Origin of the sequence: Terrimonas ginsenosidimutans (assembly GCF_022012415.1) — a bacterium.
Taxonomy (GTDB): Bacteria; Bacteroidota; Bacteroidia; order Chitinophagales; family Chitinophagaceae; genus Terrimonas_A; species Terrimonas_A ginsenosidimutans.
On record NZ_JAKLTR010000007.1, the window covers coordinates 235,252 to 251,768 of the forward strand.

General features: G+C 43.9%; 14 protein-coding genes. 9 read left to right on the forward strand and 5 right to left on the reverse strand.

Annotation, left to right across the window (positions count from 1 at the left end; translation table 11 throughout):
- Positions 1–461: 461 nt before the first annotated feature.
- Both LZZ85_RS12955 and LZZ85_RS12960 read right to left on the reverse strand, forming a co-directional pair.
- Positions 462–1,520: a calcium:cation antiporter gene (locus LZZ85_RS12955; RefSeq protein WP_237872342.1), complete on the reverse strand. Its 1,059-nt coding sequence runs from the start codon at positions 1,518–1,520 to the stop codon at positions 462–464.
- A gap of 423 nt (positions 1,521–1,943) precedes the next feature.
- The gene (locus LZZ85_RS12960; protein WP_237872344.1) at positions 1,944–2,471 is read right to left on the reverse strand and encodes a hypothetical protein; all 528 of its coding nucleotides are present in this window, start codon (positions 2,469–2,471) and stop codon (positions 1,944–1,946) included.
- A gap of 455 nt (positions 2,472–2,926) precedes the next feature.
- On the opposite strand from LZZ85_RS12960, the gene LZZ85_RS12965 reads away from it, so the two are divergent.
- From LZZ85_RS12965 to LZZ85_RS13005, 9 genes are all read left to right on the forward strand, one after another.
- On the forward strand, positions 2,927–4,777 hold the full coding sequence (locus tag LZZ85_RS12965; protein WP_237872346.1) for a PAS domain-containing sensor histidine kinase: 1,851 nt from the start codon (positions 2,927–2,929) through the stop codon (positions 4,775–4,777).
- A 486-nt stretch (positions 4,778–5,263) separates the two neighbouring features.
- Entirely contained in the window at positions 5,264–7,666 is a 2,403-nt protein-coding gene (locus LZZ85_RS12970; RefSeq protein WP_237872348.1) for a TonB-dependent receptor, read from the forward strand.
- Between the two features lie 82 nt (positions 7,667–7,748).
- Positions 7,749–8,759, forward strand: a complete 1,011-nt coding sequence (locus LZZ85_RS12975; protein WP_237872350.1) for an aldo/keto reductase — start codon at positions 7,749–7,751, stop codon at positions 8,757–8,759.
- A 68-nt stretch (positions 8,760–8,827) separates the two neighbouring features.
- A complete protein-coding gene (locus LZZ85_RS12980) occupies positions 8,828–9,058 on the forward strand; it encodes a hypothetical protein (protein WP_237872351.1) in 231 nt (76 codons plus the stop codon).
- A gap of 65 nt (positions 9,059–9,123) precedes the next feature.
- Complete coding sequence (locus LZZ85_RS12985) at positions 9,124–10,107, forward strand: helix-turn-helix domain-containing protein (protein ID WP_237872353.1); 984 nt, start codon at positions 9,124–9,126, stop codon at positions 10,105–10,107.
- A gap of 251 nt (positions 10,108–10,358) precedes the next feature.
- Complete coding sequence (locus LZZ85_RS12990) at positions 10,359–10,733, forward strand: hypothetical protein (RefSeq protein ID WP_237872355.1); 375 nt, start codon at positions 10,359–10,361, stop codon at positions 10,731–10,733.
- Between the two features lie 212 nt (positions 10,734–10,945).
- Positions 10,946–11,095 carry a hypothetical protein gene (locus tag LZZ85_RS12995; protein WP_237872357.1) on the forward strand — a complete coding sequence of 50 codons (150 nt, stop codon included), beginning with the start codon at positions 10,946–10,948 and terminating at the stop codon, positions 11,093–11,095.
- Between the two features lie 546 nt (positions 11,096–11,641).
- The gene (locus tag LZZ85_RS13000) at positions 11,642–12,280 is read left to right on the forward strand and encodes a hypothetical protein (RefSeq protein WP_237872359.1); all 639 of its coding nucleotides are present in this window, start codon (positions 11,642–11,644) and stop codon (positions 12,278–12,280) included.
- Between the two features lie 320 nt (positions 12,281–12,600).
- Complete coding sequence (locus tag LZZ85_RS13005; RefSeq protein WP_237872361.1) at positions 12,601–13,470, forward strand: hypothetical protein; 870 nt, start codon at positions 12,601–12,603, stop codon at positions 13,468–13,470.
- A 159-nt stretch (positions 13,471–13,629) separates the two neighbouring features.
- Here LZZ85_RS13005 and LZZ85_RS13010 read toward each other — a convergent pair whose 3' ends face one another.
- From LZZ85_RS13010 to LZZ85_RS13020, 3 genes are all read right to left on the reverse strand, one after another.
- Positions 13,630–14,634, reverse strand: a complete 1,005-nt coding sequence (locus tag LZZ85_RS13010) for an LLM class flavin-dependent oxidoreductase (RefSeq protein ID WP_237872363.1) — start codon at positions 14,632–14,634, stop codon at positions 13,630–13,632.
- 309 nt (positions 14,635–14,943) lie between these two features.
- Entirely contained in the window at positions 14,944–15,090 is a 147-nt protein-coding gene (locus tag LZZ85_RS13015) for a hypothetical protein (protein WP_237872365.1), read from the reverse strand.
- A gap of 625 nt (positions 15,091–15,715) precedes the next feature.
- Positions 15,716–16,243 (reverse strand): hypothetical protein, encoded by a 528-nt coding sequence (locus LZZ85_RS13020; RefSeq protein ID WP_237872366.1) that lies wholly within the window; start codon positions 16,241–16,243, stop codon positions 15,716–15,718.
- Positions 16,244–16,517: the final 274 nt, after the last annotated feature.

Below are 16,517 nucleotides of genomic sequence, written 5' to 3' on the forward strand. Positions count from 1 at the left end.
GCATGCGTTTTTATCGCCTGCAATGTGGAAGGTTGCGCAATAGCCCACGATTTCAATCGTGGGGGAGGGAATGTTCGATCGTGTTTTTATAGTGCAGATGCATTCCGCGATTGTCCGCCCACGATTGAAATCGTGGGCTCGGGTTTGGACGGCAGCCCCTGTCATATGCTGAATTCATGGAGCATGCGTTTTATCGCCTGCAATGTGGAAGGTTGCGCAATAGCCTACGATTTCAATCGTGGGGGAGGGAATGTTCGATCCCGTTTTTATAGTTCAGATGTATTCCGCGATTGTCCGCCCACGATTGAAATCGTGGGCTGGGGTTTGGACGCAGCCCCTGCCATAGGCTGAATTTATAGAGCATGCGTTTTTATCGCCTGCAATGTGGAAGGCTGCGCAATAGCCCACGATTTCAATCGTGGGGGAGGGAAGTTTCTAAATATAACGCAGCATCTCTTCCTCTATGCAAAAATGATAGTAAAGATGTACATCATTAAATTCACCAGCAGCACCATTGCATACAAGCCGTTCGTTCGTCCTTTGTTCAAGGAAAGCATTACAGTAAAAACAGAAAGTCCGAGCAAGATCATCGATTTCTGGTCCAGGCCAAGAACAAGCGGCAGATCCAGTACTGTACAAATGATGGCTACGGTAGGAATGCTAAGTCCGATACTGGCGAGCGCCGAACCCAAAGCGAGGTTAATGCTGGTCTGGTACTGATTACGCTTGGCAGCCCGGATAGCGGCTATGCCTTCGGGTAATAAGATCACCGCCGCAATGGCTACACCCACCAGGGATGTCGGCAAACCGGCCCCGACCACTCCGTTTTCGATCACCGGTGAAAGGCTTTTAGCCAATAAGATCACCACCCCTAAACAAACAACCAATAACACCAGGCTGATTACAGCGTCTGTTCGTGTAACAGCTTTTTCTTCTCCGGTGGTTTCCGCCAGGAAATAGCTGCGATGACGTACCGTTTGGGTAAATAAAAAAGAGGCATATATCACTACACAACTACAGGCGACTGCAATCAGCTGTGGACCACTATAAGTAGGCCCCGAGATACTTGTAGTAAAGTTTGGTAAGATCAACGAAAGCACCAGGATGGATACAAGGCTGACCAAAGCGATCGTAACACTTTTTGCTTCAAAAGACTGTTCTCTGAACTTCAGCGCACCCAGCAGCATGCTAATGCCGAGAATGCCGTTCAAAATAAGCATGACAGCGGCAAAAAGCGTATCCCGGGCATACGTTTCGGCGCCGGGACCACCTGTTAACATAAGCGAAACAATGATAGAAGCTTCTAACACGGTTACGGCTACTGCCAGGATAATAGTGCCGTACGGCTCGCCTACCTTGTGTGCCACCACTTCAGCATGATGGACCGCAGATAACACGCCGATCATTAAAGCAATGATGGCCAGCAAATTTATTACTGTACCGCTGCCGATTGGCGCGAACAGGTAAAAGATCCATGCAGTAACCGGTGCGATATAAGCCCACTGAAATAATTTCTTCATAAAGAAATCTTTGAAAACTGAAGCCCGAGAAGGTGATCTGATATGGCGTAAAAATGTATTAATCAATCTTTAAAGCCATCAAATTTACAAATAAGTAGTTATATCGGTGGGGATGAATTCAGAAAAAAGGGGAAGTATGGGAGGTGAAGATCAACCATGCCTAGATCATTTGCCGCATTCCAACGAAACCATGATTTCGATTTTTTGAGATAGTGCAACGGTAGCCGTTTCTGTTAAGAGAGACCCTGCTCACACCTATATTGAACCTAACAACAGTCAAGGGTTGTGCGTAGCCGGAAACATACGCACAACTCTTGACTTTAATTAGGTTCATTGCGTGTAGGGAAGAAGGTACATTTTTTTTACAAGAGAAGAACATCAGGAACAAAACATATGCGTGAGCATATTTCATCGTTTACTCACTCAGCAACCATCTTTCGGAGGGATACGTTTATAAATCATTTTACCATCCCGTTCAACATATTCGCCCGATACTATTGGATATGCATACTTAGGTGCGTGCGATACACCACGGCTTCTCAGAATGATTTTGTCATTAACTTTCAAGCTCTGCAACTGCTCCAATTGAGACTTCTCCACGTCAAATTTTACAATATAATCGACACCATCAATCCTGGCCATCACACCGAAACCCAATCGTGATCCCGGAGGAAGAGAAAGAGAAGTTATGACCGCCTCCATATCGGTATTGCTCTTTATTTTAGCAGCACCGGCGAGCACTTTTTTACCTTCGGGAGATTCTGTCCATTTTGTGTACTTTATACCCTCCGGTGTAGCCTCCCAATTGCTCAATGCGGTTTTCTTTTCTTCAGCAGGGAGTGGCTTTGGGGTTGATTCTTGAGAAGGTTCATTTTTGATTTCGCGATTGGCGAATACCAGTCCGCTTACCACGACCAGCGGTAAGATCAGCGCATAAATAACTTTTTTCATATTTTTTGGAGGTTTAGTTGACATACATTTATCTCCTGATAGACCAGATCCTTTAAGCCATTTTTTAGTTTTCAGATCTGGTAAAATTTGATAGAGCGAATCTACTTTTCTCCTTTCAGCTTGAAGGGGCTGTATGGTAAATTAAAGTGTAAACTTTGTAAATTATTGTAAAGAGCTCTCAGGGTCAGGATGGCCTGAAGTTAAATCCTGCTTTTTCCGCAGGCAGCCTTGTAGAACTCCGACCTTATCAAGGTTTTCCCGGATATAGATAAGGTAAAGAATTTCCATAGAAAAAATCTCTGCTGAATAATAGTTTTCTCTTAGCAGTTCCGAATATTTGAACGATATTGCCCAAATCGCAGCGAAAGTTTATCAGCTCTGATGGAGACATTGCAGTAATCGGCTCTGCGTTAGCGGTATTAATCATGTTCAAATAGCCAGGAGCCACCACCTCTATGAAGTCATTTAAGTTACTGCTGATCACAGCAGATCACCTGCCATATACAGCTGGGATCCGGGAATCTATTTCCCAAATAGCGCCTGATTGTTCAATCATGGCATTCGGGCAGTTTGCAGGACTGGGGGAAACTGTTATGCGCCAGGGAATTGGTGCGGTAATTTACCCATTTGATCTTGAAAAGCAATTGAAAGACGCGTTGCAAAAAGCAAGGGTGGAGCAGCCTGAGCTATTGCTTATCACGGTGATCAACCCTTCCACTGACCCTGCATTACTGAATGATACGTTCAGCGACAGTTTTGTCTTTGCAGACCAGACCGACCGGCTTGGTTTTGCACTGACCTCCGCCTCCGTAAACCGCCGGGCAGGCACGCTTGCCTCGGGTCTGGAGGCGAGATTACAGGAGGCTGAACAGATCGTCCATAATATTTTTCATCAGCATCCGCTGCCAAAATGGATCTACGATTTTAACACGCTGAGGTTTCTGGAAGTGAACGAGGCGGCTGTTGCCCATTATGGCTATAGCCGCAAAGAGTTCCTGGAAATGACGATCACAGAGATCCGGCCAGAAGAGGACGTGGCCCAACTCGCGGCTGACCTTCTCCGTGTTAAAACTGAGCCAGATGTCCGTAAAGGACAATTTCGTCACCGGAAAAAGAACGGTGAGATCATTTTTGTTGAAACAACCGCCTATTTCGCCCCGGGGCAGGGTAAAGATGCAAGGATGGTGGTCGTACGGGATGTCTCAGATGCGGTCCGCATTGCGAAGGAAAAAGAATTTGCGAGCAAGAATCTGGCTGCGCTTATCAATAATACAGATGACCTGATCTGGAGCGTCGACGCTGAACTTAAACTGATCTCCTGTAATACGGCGTTTGAACGCTTCTTTAATAAACTCAATGGACATAGCCCTGTAAATGGGGAAGATGTGCTTACGCCTTCACTCGGTGAAAGCATAGCAAAGGTGTTCCGGTCGAATTACAACCGTGCATTGTCCGGCGAATCATTTTCTGTAGTAACCCGTTTAGGCAAGCCCGTGGCCCGCTGGGCGGAAATGTCATTTTATCCTATTTATAGTGAAGATCGGATCATTGGAACCGCTTGTTTCAGCCGCGATATTTCCAGCCAAAGGAAAGCCGAACAGAGTCTGCGCCGGCTGGAAAGAAATTTGAACTACGAAAAAGTGCAGGCTCAGAAAAAGGTAACGCTCGCTATACTCGAAGGGCAGGAGCGGGAACGGAATCATATCGGGCGTGAGCTGCATGACAATATCAATCAGATCCTTGCCAGTGCGAAGCTGCGGCTTAGTACGATCGGGAAAAGCGAACAATCAGTTGCGGAACAGTTAAAAGATCCGATGGAACTGATCGACTCAGCGGTCCGTGAGATCAGGGCACTTACCCGCGGATATGTAGCCCCGCTTAAAAGTTATTCGTTAAAAGAGATGATCCAGTACCTGCTTGACACGGTACACGCAACAACCTCCATAAAAGCATCGTTTGAATACAGCCTTAAAACGGAGAATTTTAACAATGACCTCAAATTAAACCTTTACCGGATCGTGCAGGAGCAGTTGAACAATATCCTGAAATACGCAGAAGCAAAAACAATAAAGATCCACATTGGTAAGTATTATAAATTCATCAGCATAGTAATATCAGATGACGGAAAAGGCTTTGATCCGTCTGCGAAACGTGCAGGCATCGGGTTTTCAAATATGACGAACCGCGTAGAGTTGTTCAATGGCGAACTCAGCATTGAAAGCCACCCGGGTCATGGCTGCAAAATGCATATCGTAATACCAGCAACGGCGGAAAATTCGCCGGAAGTGGAAACGGTGACCAGTTAGCAGGAAATTGAGTTTTTCACGACCGGGAATTTATATTTTTCAAGCCATTTTTATTTCTCGGGTTGAGATATTTTTCTTTAGCTGAATGAACGCGGCAACTTTCAGGCGTTGCTCGGATATCTTCGGCCCAACACGGCTATCGCAACGGTCGGCCGCCAGCAAAAATCAGGGCTGCAGTTGGTTTATATAAGCCACCAATGCCCGGCAAACGCACTACTTCCCCAAACAATAATCGCGTGCATAGCTTTACAGGACTCTCCTCGAACCACCCGGCCGTCACTGCAATTATTTCAGACAGTGATAGTCGTTGCAGGGTTACAAACGACATTTTATTCCCGGCACTATGCTATCGACAGCGGAGCAACAGTAAATGATCATATACCTCTGAACCAATAAACCCTTCCCTTTCAACTACAACATTTCGACTTTTGGCTACATCCATCTTCTGATGACTGTTGAACTTCGTGTCAACAAAATATCAGAAAAATGGCATTAAAAAGCAGTACGAATAGTCTTCTCCTCACGCTCTCCTTTTGCATGATCAGTATGCTGTCCATTGCGCAGACAACTGGTAGTTTCAAAGGAAAAATCATCACACAATCTACCAAGCAACCCATCATGGGCGTTAGTATTCACATAGATAATACACAGCTTGGGACTACTACAGATACTACAGGTGTATTTACTGTTAACGGTTTACCTATTGGTACGTATGCTGTAACTATTTCGTCTGTTGGGTTTCAAACAAAAAATATCAGCGAAGTAGTTATAACACCGGGCAAGACCTACTATTCGGAAATAGAGCTGTTGGAGTCGGCTTCCAGCCTGAATGAAGTGGTGGTAAGATCATTTAAAGGAGAGAATAATCCGCTGACACCTGTTTCCACATACGCTTATTCCAGGGAAGAAATTTTCAGGAACCCGGGAGCGCAGGGCGATATTATGAGGGCTTTGTCCAGCCTGCCGGGTGTGGTAAGCAGTGGGGCTCAGTTTTCAGCCATTGCAGCAAGGGGACAGGGAACACAGGATAATGTATATATGGTGGATGATATCCCAATGTTCAATCTATCACACATGGAAGCGGAAGGCTTTAACTCGGGATTCAACGATCCTAACGGAGGACGTTTTAGCATTTTTGCACCACGGATCATCGACAATGTACAATTCCAGAACGGAGGATTTGATGCGGTTTACGGAAGAAAATCATCTTCCTATCTTGGGCTTGGCATCAAAGAAGGAAACAAAGAAACATGGTCGCTTGTAGGTCAGTTCGACTTGCTGGGAGGTACTTTAATAGCCGATGGGCCCGTCTCCAGAAAAACCAGTCTGTTCGCATCGGCAAGGTATCAGAACTTTGGGTTGTTGCAAAGGGTTCTGAATATGGAAAACCCGATAAACGTTGGCTTTGGCGACTATCTTATTAAAACCACCACACAGCTCAATGCAAAAAATAAGCTCTCGTTTATAGCTATGTATAACCCTGAAACCCCCAGCAGGGGTATTGATGATGTTGGATCGGGGTATAACATAAATGAAGATAACAGCCTGGGTACAATACTTTTTGATCACAAAAGTACCAAAACGCTGGTAGGGCTGAATTTGCGGACTTTGCTTGATGCCAAAAGTTATATCAGGAATGTACTCTACTTCCGCTCATCCACAGTGGATAATGCCTTCGGAGATTTTATCCCATCATTAGATGCTGAAGGTGTAATACTCGATCCTAAATCTGGCAGATTTGAAGATGATCTGCGCCGCATAAAAAACAATCAACAGGAGGTCGGCTATCGTTCCATCTATACCAAACGGTTTAACAAACTGACTTTTACCGGTGGTATAGATGCAGCCATGTTGAATTTAGATTATGAAAGATCGCTTAAACGCACCGATACCGTTTACACATTCCGCAGTCACGACGAAAGGCCTGGCCCAGCGCAGTATTATCAAATTTTAGACCCGGCTCTTTATAATTCAAGGTTTGATAACAATGCATTTAATGGATCTGGTTATGTGGCTGTTTCTTGGAAAGTGTCAAATGCATTTACCCTTAACCCAAGCGTCCGCTACGATTACACAGGCTTTACTGAACAGCATACTGTGTCACCACGATTGAGCGGTAGTCTTTTGTTAAGCGATAAACAAAGTATCAATTTCTCTTCGGGTATTTATTACCAGGATGCTGCATATTCTGATGTGGCGGGGCAAAGTGCGGGCAATAAACTGAAAAACGAACGCACATTTCAAAATATACTGGGCTATAAATATCAATTCTCAAATGATCTGAAATTGGTGATAGAAGGTTGGCATAAGCAATTTGATGATCTGATTGTGCAGCCCAACCGCGTTCAAAGTTACCTGAACAACAACGGCACAGGGTACGCCTATGGTGGAGACGTAAGTCTTACCAAAAGGCTTTCTCAAAAATGGTATGGAGCGATCAGCTATTCGTACATGGAAAGCAAACGTGACGATAATAATGGCCTCGGTGAATACGACTACACTTTTAACATTCCGCACAATTTTTCCTTGTTGGGCAGTTATAAACCCAATAGCAAGTGGATTTTTTCCGGAAAATTCAGATACAGTACGGGCCGGCCTATCGATGAATACATTGTTCATTCAGATGTGTTGACCAACCCGGACATGCTTCGGTATTCACAGGAGATAACTGCTATCAATGGCCGAAGGCTTCCGGATTATATCAGCCTTGATATCCGTATAGATTACACCATACCGATGAGGAAAGGCCTGTTCTCTGCATTTATAGACCTGGCTAACATTAACAATCAATTCAACATAAATGCTGAGATCTTTCTGCCGCAGACCGGCAGAGTGTTCAACAGTGGCCTGGGTGTGTTCCCGACGTTTGGTGTAAGAGTTGAAATGTAGGCTACTTACAAAAATGATGCATGTCAGAGTGAGGCAGCAGGAGATACTATCAGAATAAAAACTAAAAAATAAATTCTACAATATGAATAGCATCAGACAAGTAAATCTGGGAACGCAAGGACTTGCAGTACCGGCAATCGGACTTGGATGTATGGGGATGACAGAATTGGCAGGGCTCAAAACCTATGGGCCCGCCAATGATGCTGAGTCTATTGCCACCATTCATCGTTCGCTGGAACTCGGCGGAAATTTCCTGGACACCGCCGAACTATATGGTCCTTTACTGAACGAACAGCTGATTGCCAAAGCTATTAGCGGCAACAGGCACAAATACATTATCGCTACGAAAACCGGAGTAGAGATTGATCACAACGGAAAGTATACAGGAAAGGCAAACGGCACCAAAAGCTATGTAAAGAAAGCCGCGGAGCGTTCGTTAAAAAATCTTGGTACCGACTACATCGATCTGTATTATCTGCATCGTCTGGATCCTGAAACGCCTGTAGAAGAAACGGTAGAAGCGCTGGGCGGGTTAGTAAAGGAAGGCAAGGTAAAATATATCGGGCTTTCCGAAGTCGGCTCGCAAACTATCAGGAATGCCCATGCAGTTCACCCTATTACGGCTGTGCAATCAGAATACTCGTTGTTCGAAAGACAGATTGAAGAGCTGGGAATTATAGACACCTTAAAAGATCTGGGGATCGGTCTTGTGGCATACTCGCCGATAGGCAGAGGTTTCTTAAGTGGTGAATTAAAAAGTCCGGATGATATTGCGGCCACTGATCTCCGGAAATATTTGCCCAAATTCCAGGGGGATCAGTTTTACAAAAACCTGGAACTGGTAAATGAAATCAAGAAAGTTGCTCTCGAAAAGAATGTTACGTCAGCACAGCTCGCGCTTGCATGGATCATGGCTAAAGGCCATGTGCCTATCCCGGGAACAAAACGGGTGAAGTATGTGGAAGAAAATATAGCCGCTGTCAACATTTCGCTTACGGATGAAGAGCTGAACCGCCTGGAAACGATTATTCCATTGGGCACAGATACTGGTGCAAAGTATAGCGAAGAGGGAATGAAAAGCATTAATCGATAAGTAAAGCGCCTGGGATTCCATACGTCTGAAAATTCAACATTGTAATTCTTCAAGTAAAAAATATATAAATGAAAACTACTAATAACCATCTGCATTTGCACAGGAAGGAAGAAAAAGATAAGCTGTCAGGATTCTGGTTCATGGCTTCTAATGCCATTCCGCTTATTGGATTCTTTCTCTATTTTAAACATAGAAATGAATATCCCAATAAGGCAAAAAGAGCTTTAACGAGTGCCCTGATCGGTATCCCCTTTGCCATAGCAGCTGGCTATATCATGAATAATTATATTCTTAAGTGAATAGCTGAAGCCGGAGAAGTGAAGAGGATCAGACGACACATCAAATCAAGGATAAACGCTCTATTATGAAATACGCAAATAACCCGTCGGATCATCATAACCCTGTGATCGGGCGGGGATGTCAATCGCAAGCAGCTAAGGACATTACTGTTGAGGATTTTCTTCCACCATCCATTCTGCAGGACGGACAATTTGGAATATTTACGGATCTGTTCCATTATACAACCATAGTGGATAATGGTTTTCCGGTGTATTGCATCGGTGTGTCATCTTCTGTGGCCGAAATTTCTTTTGGCCCGGGTGAAGTTTACGAAGTGAACGCTGTGAGTGCTATAATTATTCGCCCGGGTGATGCGATCCCTTCAGTGGAAAGATCAGGGCATCTGCCCGGTGTATTTGTGTTTTTTACCAATACGTTTTTGCATGCCCTTGGGGAGGACAACCTTTCAGTTCCGGATTCATTTTTATTAGGAACAGCAGGGCCCGTTATTCCGCTTAAAGACAATGAAGCGGTCAGCATAAGGATATTATTCGAGCGGATATTTCAATTGATCACCAATCTGTCGACGTTCCCCAGGGAGCGGATCGCAAGGCATCTGGTCATTTGCTTGCTGCTCGAAACTCACAGCATCCTGTCAGGATATCAACGAACTGGTCAGCTGCCCGACAAATCCCAACACTTACTGTATCATCGGTTTAAACAGCTTGTAGTAATGCATGCAAAATATGAACGGAGTATTCTCTTTTACGCGTGCAGGCTAAGGGTGTCGCAGAACTATCTATACAAGATCATAAAGCAGGTTTCCGCTATTTCACCGAAGGTGATTGTCAATGAGCAGATCATAGTAGAAGCAAAAAAGTTGTTGAAGCAATCATGCCTGTCAGTTAGTGAAATAGCCGATTCGCTGAACTTTCCTGATCTGTTCGTTTTTAGTAAATTTTTTAAAAAGCAAACCGGCATGTCTCCATCTGTCTTCCGTAAGAAATATGTTCTGATGGGCTTGCCGCTTGCCCTCACGGGGGATAGTGGTAATGCAGAAATGCTTTAGGAAGGTTAAGGAATTATCCACGGAAGCGTAAGGAAATTCGTATTCATTTTAAAACGGGAACGGTCGCCACGAGAGGACCTTGAGTTGTACAGACAGTGCATCATGCGTCTACTGATTACCGTATTCATCAATCTTGCATCATGAGACTAACAGGGCTTATATATTACATTCTGCGGAAAATACATTCCCCGTTATTTCATTTAAAACGGATCGGCATCTCCTGTGTCGTCATTTTTCATTTAGCAGGGTGTATGCAGCCAGAGCGGGCGATATGGAGGCAAAACGCGGGTGGGGTATCAGAGCCGGTCGAGTTCTCTTTTAGTGGAGTAAGACCGATCGACAAAGCGCTGCATGGGCAGGTTGTCCGGATTCATGGCCGGCTTATGTACAACTTCGATGAGTCTGCAATTTATCCCATCTTCGAAGAGAGTGATGTGAAACCATTGTGGATGTCTCTTGATAAAATGGATTCAAACCTTCACTTTTTCTTAATGACCCATGATCAATCGGCTGTTTCTGTTACGGGTAAACTCGATACGCTGACCGGGACATTCGATCAGTATAATTATGAGTTTTCGATCAGGGATATCAACGTCATAGAAGTTGTACGGTCCATCGTCAAATAATGTTTCGCAATACAATTCATACAATAGTTTCGGATCAGTAGCCAGGTAAAGTTTTCGATTGTGGGTGGTTTTTTTATGCTCAAGCCCTTCCTGTTCAGGGAGGGCTTTTATGATCAATCTAACTGCAGGTGCTTTGTCCGCCGGTCTCAACCGAGAGGGCAGGAGAGCCAGCTCACCGTTGCAGGGATAAGAAGATACTTGAATCATAGAGAATGAGAACGGGCTTTGCAGAAACCGAACCAAGAGGGATCCTTTGGAACTATAATGCTAAACGGGTGAACAATGGTGTGCCGGGGATCAGGGTAATTGTGGTAGCACCCGACATCCCAGGCAATGAAAGAGTGCTGGAAATCACAGTGTGATCAACAGCATGTTCTGGGCTCAGCCAGGAATTTATCTGAATTGCAATATATTTTTATTGTTTATCAATAATTTTATTACATTTATAACAGGATTTGACCTGTGAAAGATCAGACGTTGTCAATAGCCTAATCAACCCAATCATTTTGGGCAGATGGTCAGGCATTTACCCTGATGGCGGCTGTAGTCTGTGTTATTGCCACTAATTAAAAGAGGGAGTTGAAATCCAAAACGAAAACAGTTCAACGGTTTGGCTGTGCCAGTCATTGGGAACCTGGATGTGATGATGTAAACTAAATGCCCCTGTAAGAGCTTTCTGAAAGAATGGATTTGACATTATTTAATCTCTTCTATCTTAAAGAAAGGGAAGGCAAGGGCGATCCGCTTTAGCACTCCAGATGCAATTTGCAAAACCTTAGACTGCGCCAGGGAGATATGCTGGAATACTTAGGTGACGACAAAAGATTTCCGAACCGCTTACAAGAGGTCATTGCAAATGACTTTGCTATAATAATACCTAACTAATTTTTGACCAGAATATCAAACAGATGGTGAAGAAGCATTCGGTTCTGATATGTATCATTACTTCAGTGATACTAGTGGTAATAGCAGCTTTGGCCTATCCAGGCGGCTCATTGCTGGACAAAAATTCTATAGGGTTTAACTGGTCGAAAAATTTCCTAAGCAATTTGTTCGCAACAAAGGCGATAAATGGTTCGGAGAACCCCGGTTGGATATGGGCAGTTATCGGAATGGCATTCCACTCGGTTGCTTATGGGATTTTTTTTATCAATATGTCAAAAAAGGTCGCTTCAGGACTACTGGCTGATATTTTTAAACTTATCGGCGCTGCCAGTATGATATTTATTTTCCTGATCGCAACACCCCTGCATGACCTCGGAACAATATCGATCATTTTGACATTGACAGGTTTATTTATTATTACGGTATTGGTCCTGAGGTCAAAACTTCACTTACTTAAATTCTGCTGTATTATTTGCTTATTGACTTACTACTGTTTCTTTTCCGTTTTTGGGTTAGGTTATATGGGTTTGTCAGTCATAATGCAGAAAGTGTATATTATATGCTCGATGCTATTGGTTTTAGGCCTGGAGTACTTTACCAAATATGAGGACTTCATACACATTAAAGCGGGAGGACAAAAAATAGAAGCAGCGAACCGCTGACACCAGGTTTGGCGGAGCAATCGATAGACAGCATATCCCACCTATACATATGGCGGACATAATTATCTCCCGGCAGTAGTTCTTAAGTTCGGCTGTCGGTTTATAATTCAGCTGCGGTTCCAAATCCGGCATTGTTTGCGTTGCAATGATCGCTTATCTCGTTCATTGTGTTGGAAGCGCGGCTCCTCCGCAGCTGATTTCCCTTACACAACAGACCCGTCGCTCAGCCCGGTTATCTGGTCACCCACTCAATCAGGGCAAATTCCCATGCCCCGGCCATTTAACTTGATCTGCCGTTAATGGCTTAAAAAATTTAATGCATGAAACACACTCACCTGCTGCTGTCTGCCACATTATTCGCCCTTATCTTCTCTTCGGGCTGTAGCAAAAACAAGAATAACAATGGGCCAGGTACGCCGGGTACTGCGAAATATCCCGCAACCATAACCAAGACTGATGCATCCGGCCGGATAGCCACCACGTATGAGTACAACGACAAAAAACAACTCATCAGCCATAGGAGGGAAGACGGGGTGAGGCGGGATTTCGGCACAGCCATCATCGTGGAGACGGTTCCTACGTTAACGTTTACGGCGACCAATACCTGGGTTTTTGAAAATATGACTACTCAAAACGTCTACGACGGCGGTTCGGTCAGTAAGATGATGTGGGAATCAAAATACGTATTCACAAATGGCAGTTCACGAACGGATAAACGCGGGATCCCTCTTTTCACAAGTACAGCGGATGGCCGGATGGAAAGCTCTCAGACCATGTTGTATGTCCCTGATCCTGCTACGACCCTTTATTACACCTATGATGATAAGAAGAATCTCAAGCAGATAGAATTTTTTCAATCCACTGACCCCTCGCGGCCATTCAACCGGTTAAAAGTGACGGGCGTAGACGATAAACCATCTGCCTTCAGTGCCGTGCGCGGTTATCAATGGTTATCTTACCCTCAGGCATATGCAGTGGATTATTCATTTGCATTCTGCGTTAACAACCCTACGCAGATCGTGATTGAATCCTACGATCGGGCCAGCAATTCCTACAAGGTGGCTGAGCAGAATGATTTTACATATGCCTATGATGCCGAGGGGTATCCCACCACGATTAATATCAGCGTTACTTATTACGGAACTACAACGACAAGAAGCAGCGCGTCGTATGCGATTGTATACAAGTAATCCGGAACGAAAACGCAAAGTAGCCGATGTTCGAGGGGAAGATCCACTCATGGTTTATTTCATGAGTGGATTTGTTATGTCTTTCAACTACTGCTTTTAACCGATAGCCAGGATACTTTTGCACAAATGATAAAGGAGAAATAGGGAAGCTTTACCTGTTTATCTGATCTCTGACATCACTTCAGCAAACAGCCGGATAGATTTTACACGGTCTCCGATATCGTACGCGGTTGAGGCCACAATAAGCTCGTTCACTCCTGTTTCGTTTATAAAAGCCTGCACTTTGGGTTTCACGCTCTCTTTGCTTCCAACAAACGAATATTTAAGCATCTGGTGAACCGAAGGGTGATTGAGTATCTCTTTTAACTCGTCGGTCATTTCGGTCGGTGGTTGCAAGGCCTGGGGCTTACCGGTTAAAACGCCGACAAACATCCTGATCAATGTGGTGAATAATCTTTCCGCTTCTTCATCAGTGTCAGCTATACAAATATTTATCCCTGCCATTGTATACGGCTGATCTGAAAATTCGGATGGCTGAAACTCCTTATTGTAAATAGCTAATGCTTCCAGTAAATGCGAAGATGCAAAGTGACTGGCAAACGCATAAGGCAATCCTTTTTGAGCCGCCAAATGAGCACTATCCGTGCTGGAACCCAGTATATAGATCGGAACTTCTGTACCTTCTGCGATAGCCGCTCTTACTTTTGCGTTTTTATTGGAGGCGGAAAAGTAGTTTTGAATTTTCTCCACTTCCCTGGGGAAAGCATGTGCAGCGCGCATAAAGTCCGGACTGATGGCCTCGGCTGTTTCCCGGTCGGTGCCTGGAGCGCGGCCCAGACCAAGATCAATGCGGCCAGGGTATAGGTGAGCCAGCGTGCCAAATTGTTCCGCAATTACTAAAGGCGAATGATTAGGAAGCATTACACCTCCGGAACCTACTCTTAAAGTATGCGTATTTTCCGCTACGTAGCCGATAAGCAATGAAGGTGCATTACTACCTATATATGGAGAATTGTGATGTTCCGCAAACCAATACCGTTTGTAACCATGTGCCTCTGCTTCCCTGGCTAAAGCAAGTGAATTATTCAGGGTTTGTTTAATTGTATTGCCTTGCGAAACGATTGCAAGCTCTAATATTGAATACGCGATATTTTCTTTTTCCATGTCAACTGGGCTGTTGTAATTAAAATCCAAACTGCCGTTTGGCTTCGCCGGTTAGTTAACAGAAAAAAACGCAATAAGTTTATTAAAGGGCAATAAAATATTGAAATGACATAGCTGTATATGGTGAATAAAGAGTTCGGTTTCTTCAATTTCAACCGATGAAGGAGTATCGCCAGTCATACATCCTGATTTTCTGCGATGTCAGCCGGTAGCTGGAAAAATTAAGCACGTCGGGCCCTTTTTCCATGCTGTTGAAGAAAATTCCTGACGCTACGGATGAATAAAATACAGAGATCTGCTTTAACTCATTTACACATTAGCAGCAGTCACGTACTCTTGCAGGGTAATCTTCCCGCTGATCAATTGGGTATATAAAAAATTGATATCAGGGTTTGATTTTTTGATCTTGCTTACCAATTCTTTGTCAAAAAGCAGGGTACTAATAATAGAAGACATAATTGTATGTTTAAAAGTTTGTACGAATTCAATAGGGTGAACCGAAGCTCAGTATTGTTAACACTATTGTGTAATTTCAAGAAAGAATTGTTAGAGAAACAACACAATCCTATACATAGTAGCTTCAAGAAACTTAAGTGTTGCTCTTTTAACAGTACAAAGATATTACTGATATGCGGGGCATTTTATCCAAATTCCAGCCGATTTGATTATTCCAAACGATCCCTTTTTTTAATAAAACCCTTAGTGGCAGCGCATTCTGCTGGCAAAAATTATGATGCCCACCGGATGAATTAGGGAAATAAATATTAGTCGATACATCGGCATGAGCAATATGCCGAAAGAAAGCCGGCCCAGGTCCAATGTCCGGATCTTAGAACAACACAAAATTGATCAGTGAAGGCGAGAACAATATCCCGGATCATTGCAATGGAACGAAAAGCAGGTTCAGTCATACAGCGAGCAGCAGCGGTCGTTGCTGGCTGATAGTTTTTTTGAAGCAATAAGACCAGACCCAGATCCCCAACATCATTTTCTGCAAAAGCATGACTGAATCTCTCAGTTCCCCAACAAAAAAAGAGCGACACAATTGCATCGCTCTTTTTTAATTTATCCTGCTTACCACTTATCTTATGATAGGCACATTAAAAGTTCCTTCCGTCATTGACATTTCCACCAGGGCTGTGCCGCTGGGATTCAATCCAAAAATGTTTCCTTTAAATGTTCCCTGAACAGAATTGGAAGAGATCGACGTGATCGTGATCTCTGTGAGATTCGGACCATCGGGAGAAGACATAAATGCATCTGTGCCATTTAATGCAAATCCGATCATACCGCCTTTCTCAGAAAAATTGGGATCATCGAGATCGCCGAAGCCGAACTTACCAGGTGCCAGGGGTTCATTGCTCACGATCATCAGCGTTACTGCAGATGCAGTTGCTAAATTTGCAGATGCACCCGCGATCTGTATCGAATAAACATTGTCCGCAGGTTGTTCCATTCTCATAGCCATTGCATTCACGCTAAAATTCTGCACTACACCATCGATCTTAACGGAGATATGGGTAGAATTCTCATCCTTGTCTTTAGAACAAGCGGTCAGTGATAAAGTAACAGCAAGAAGAAGAGTCAATCGTGTAAATAATGACTTCATGTGGTTTGGTTTTCTTAAAAAAATTGAATTTGGTCAAACCATAACGGGCCTGTAAAAAAAAAATTATGCTTAAAACTTTTTTAAAAAATTTAGGTCCTGAATGTTTTAAAGTTGACGGAAAATACAGGTGATGATCCATATCCGGCAGACATTTTAGCGGGTCTCAACTAAACTCAATGCCAGTTAGTTAAGTTGGTATTTGCGTTTGATTTGTCTGGCAGGCTTCCTTTGCCAGGACCCATCTGCTAGTATTCTTCCATACCTGTAACGAACT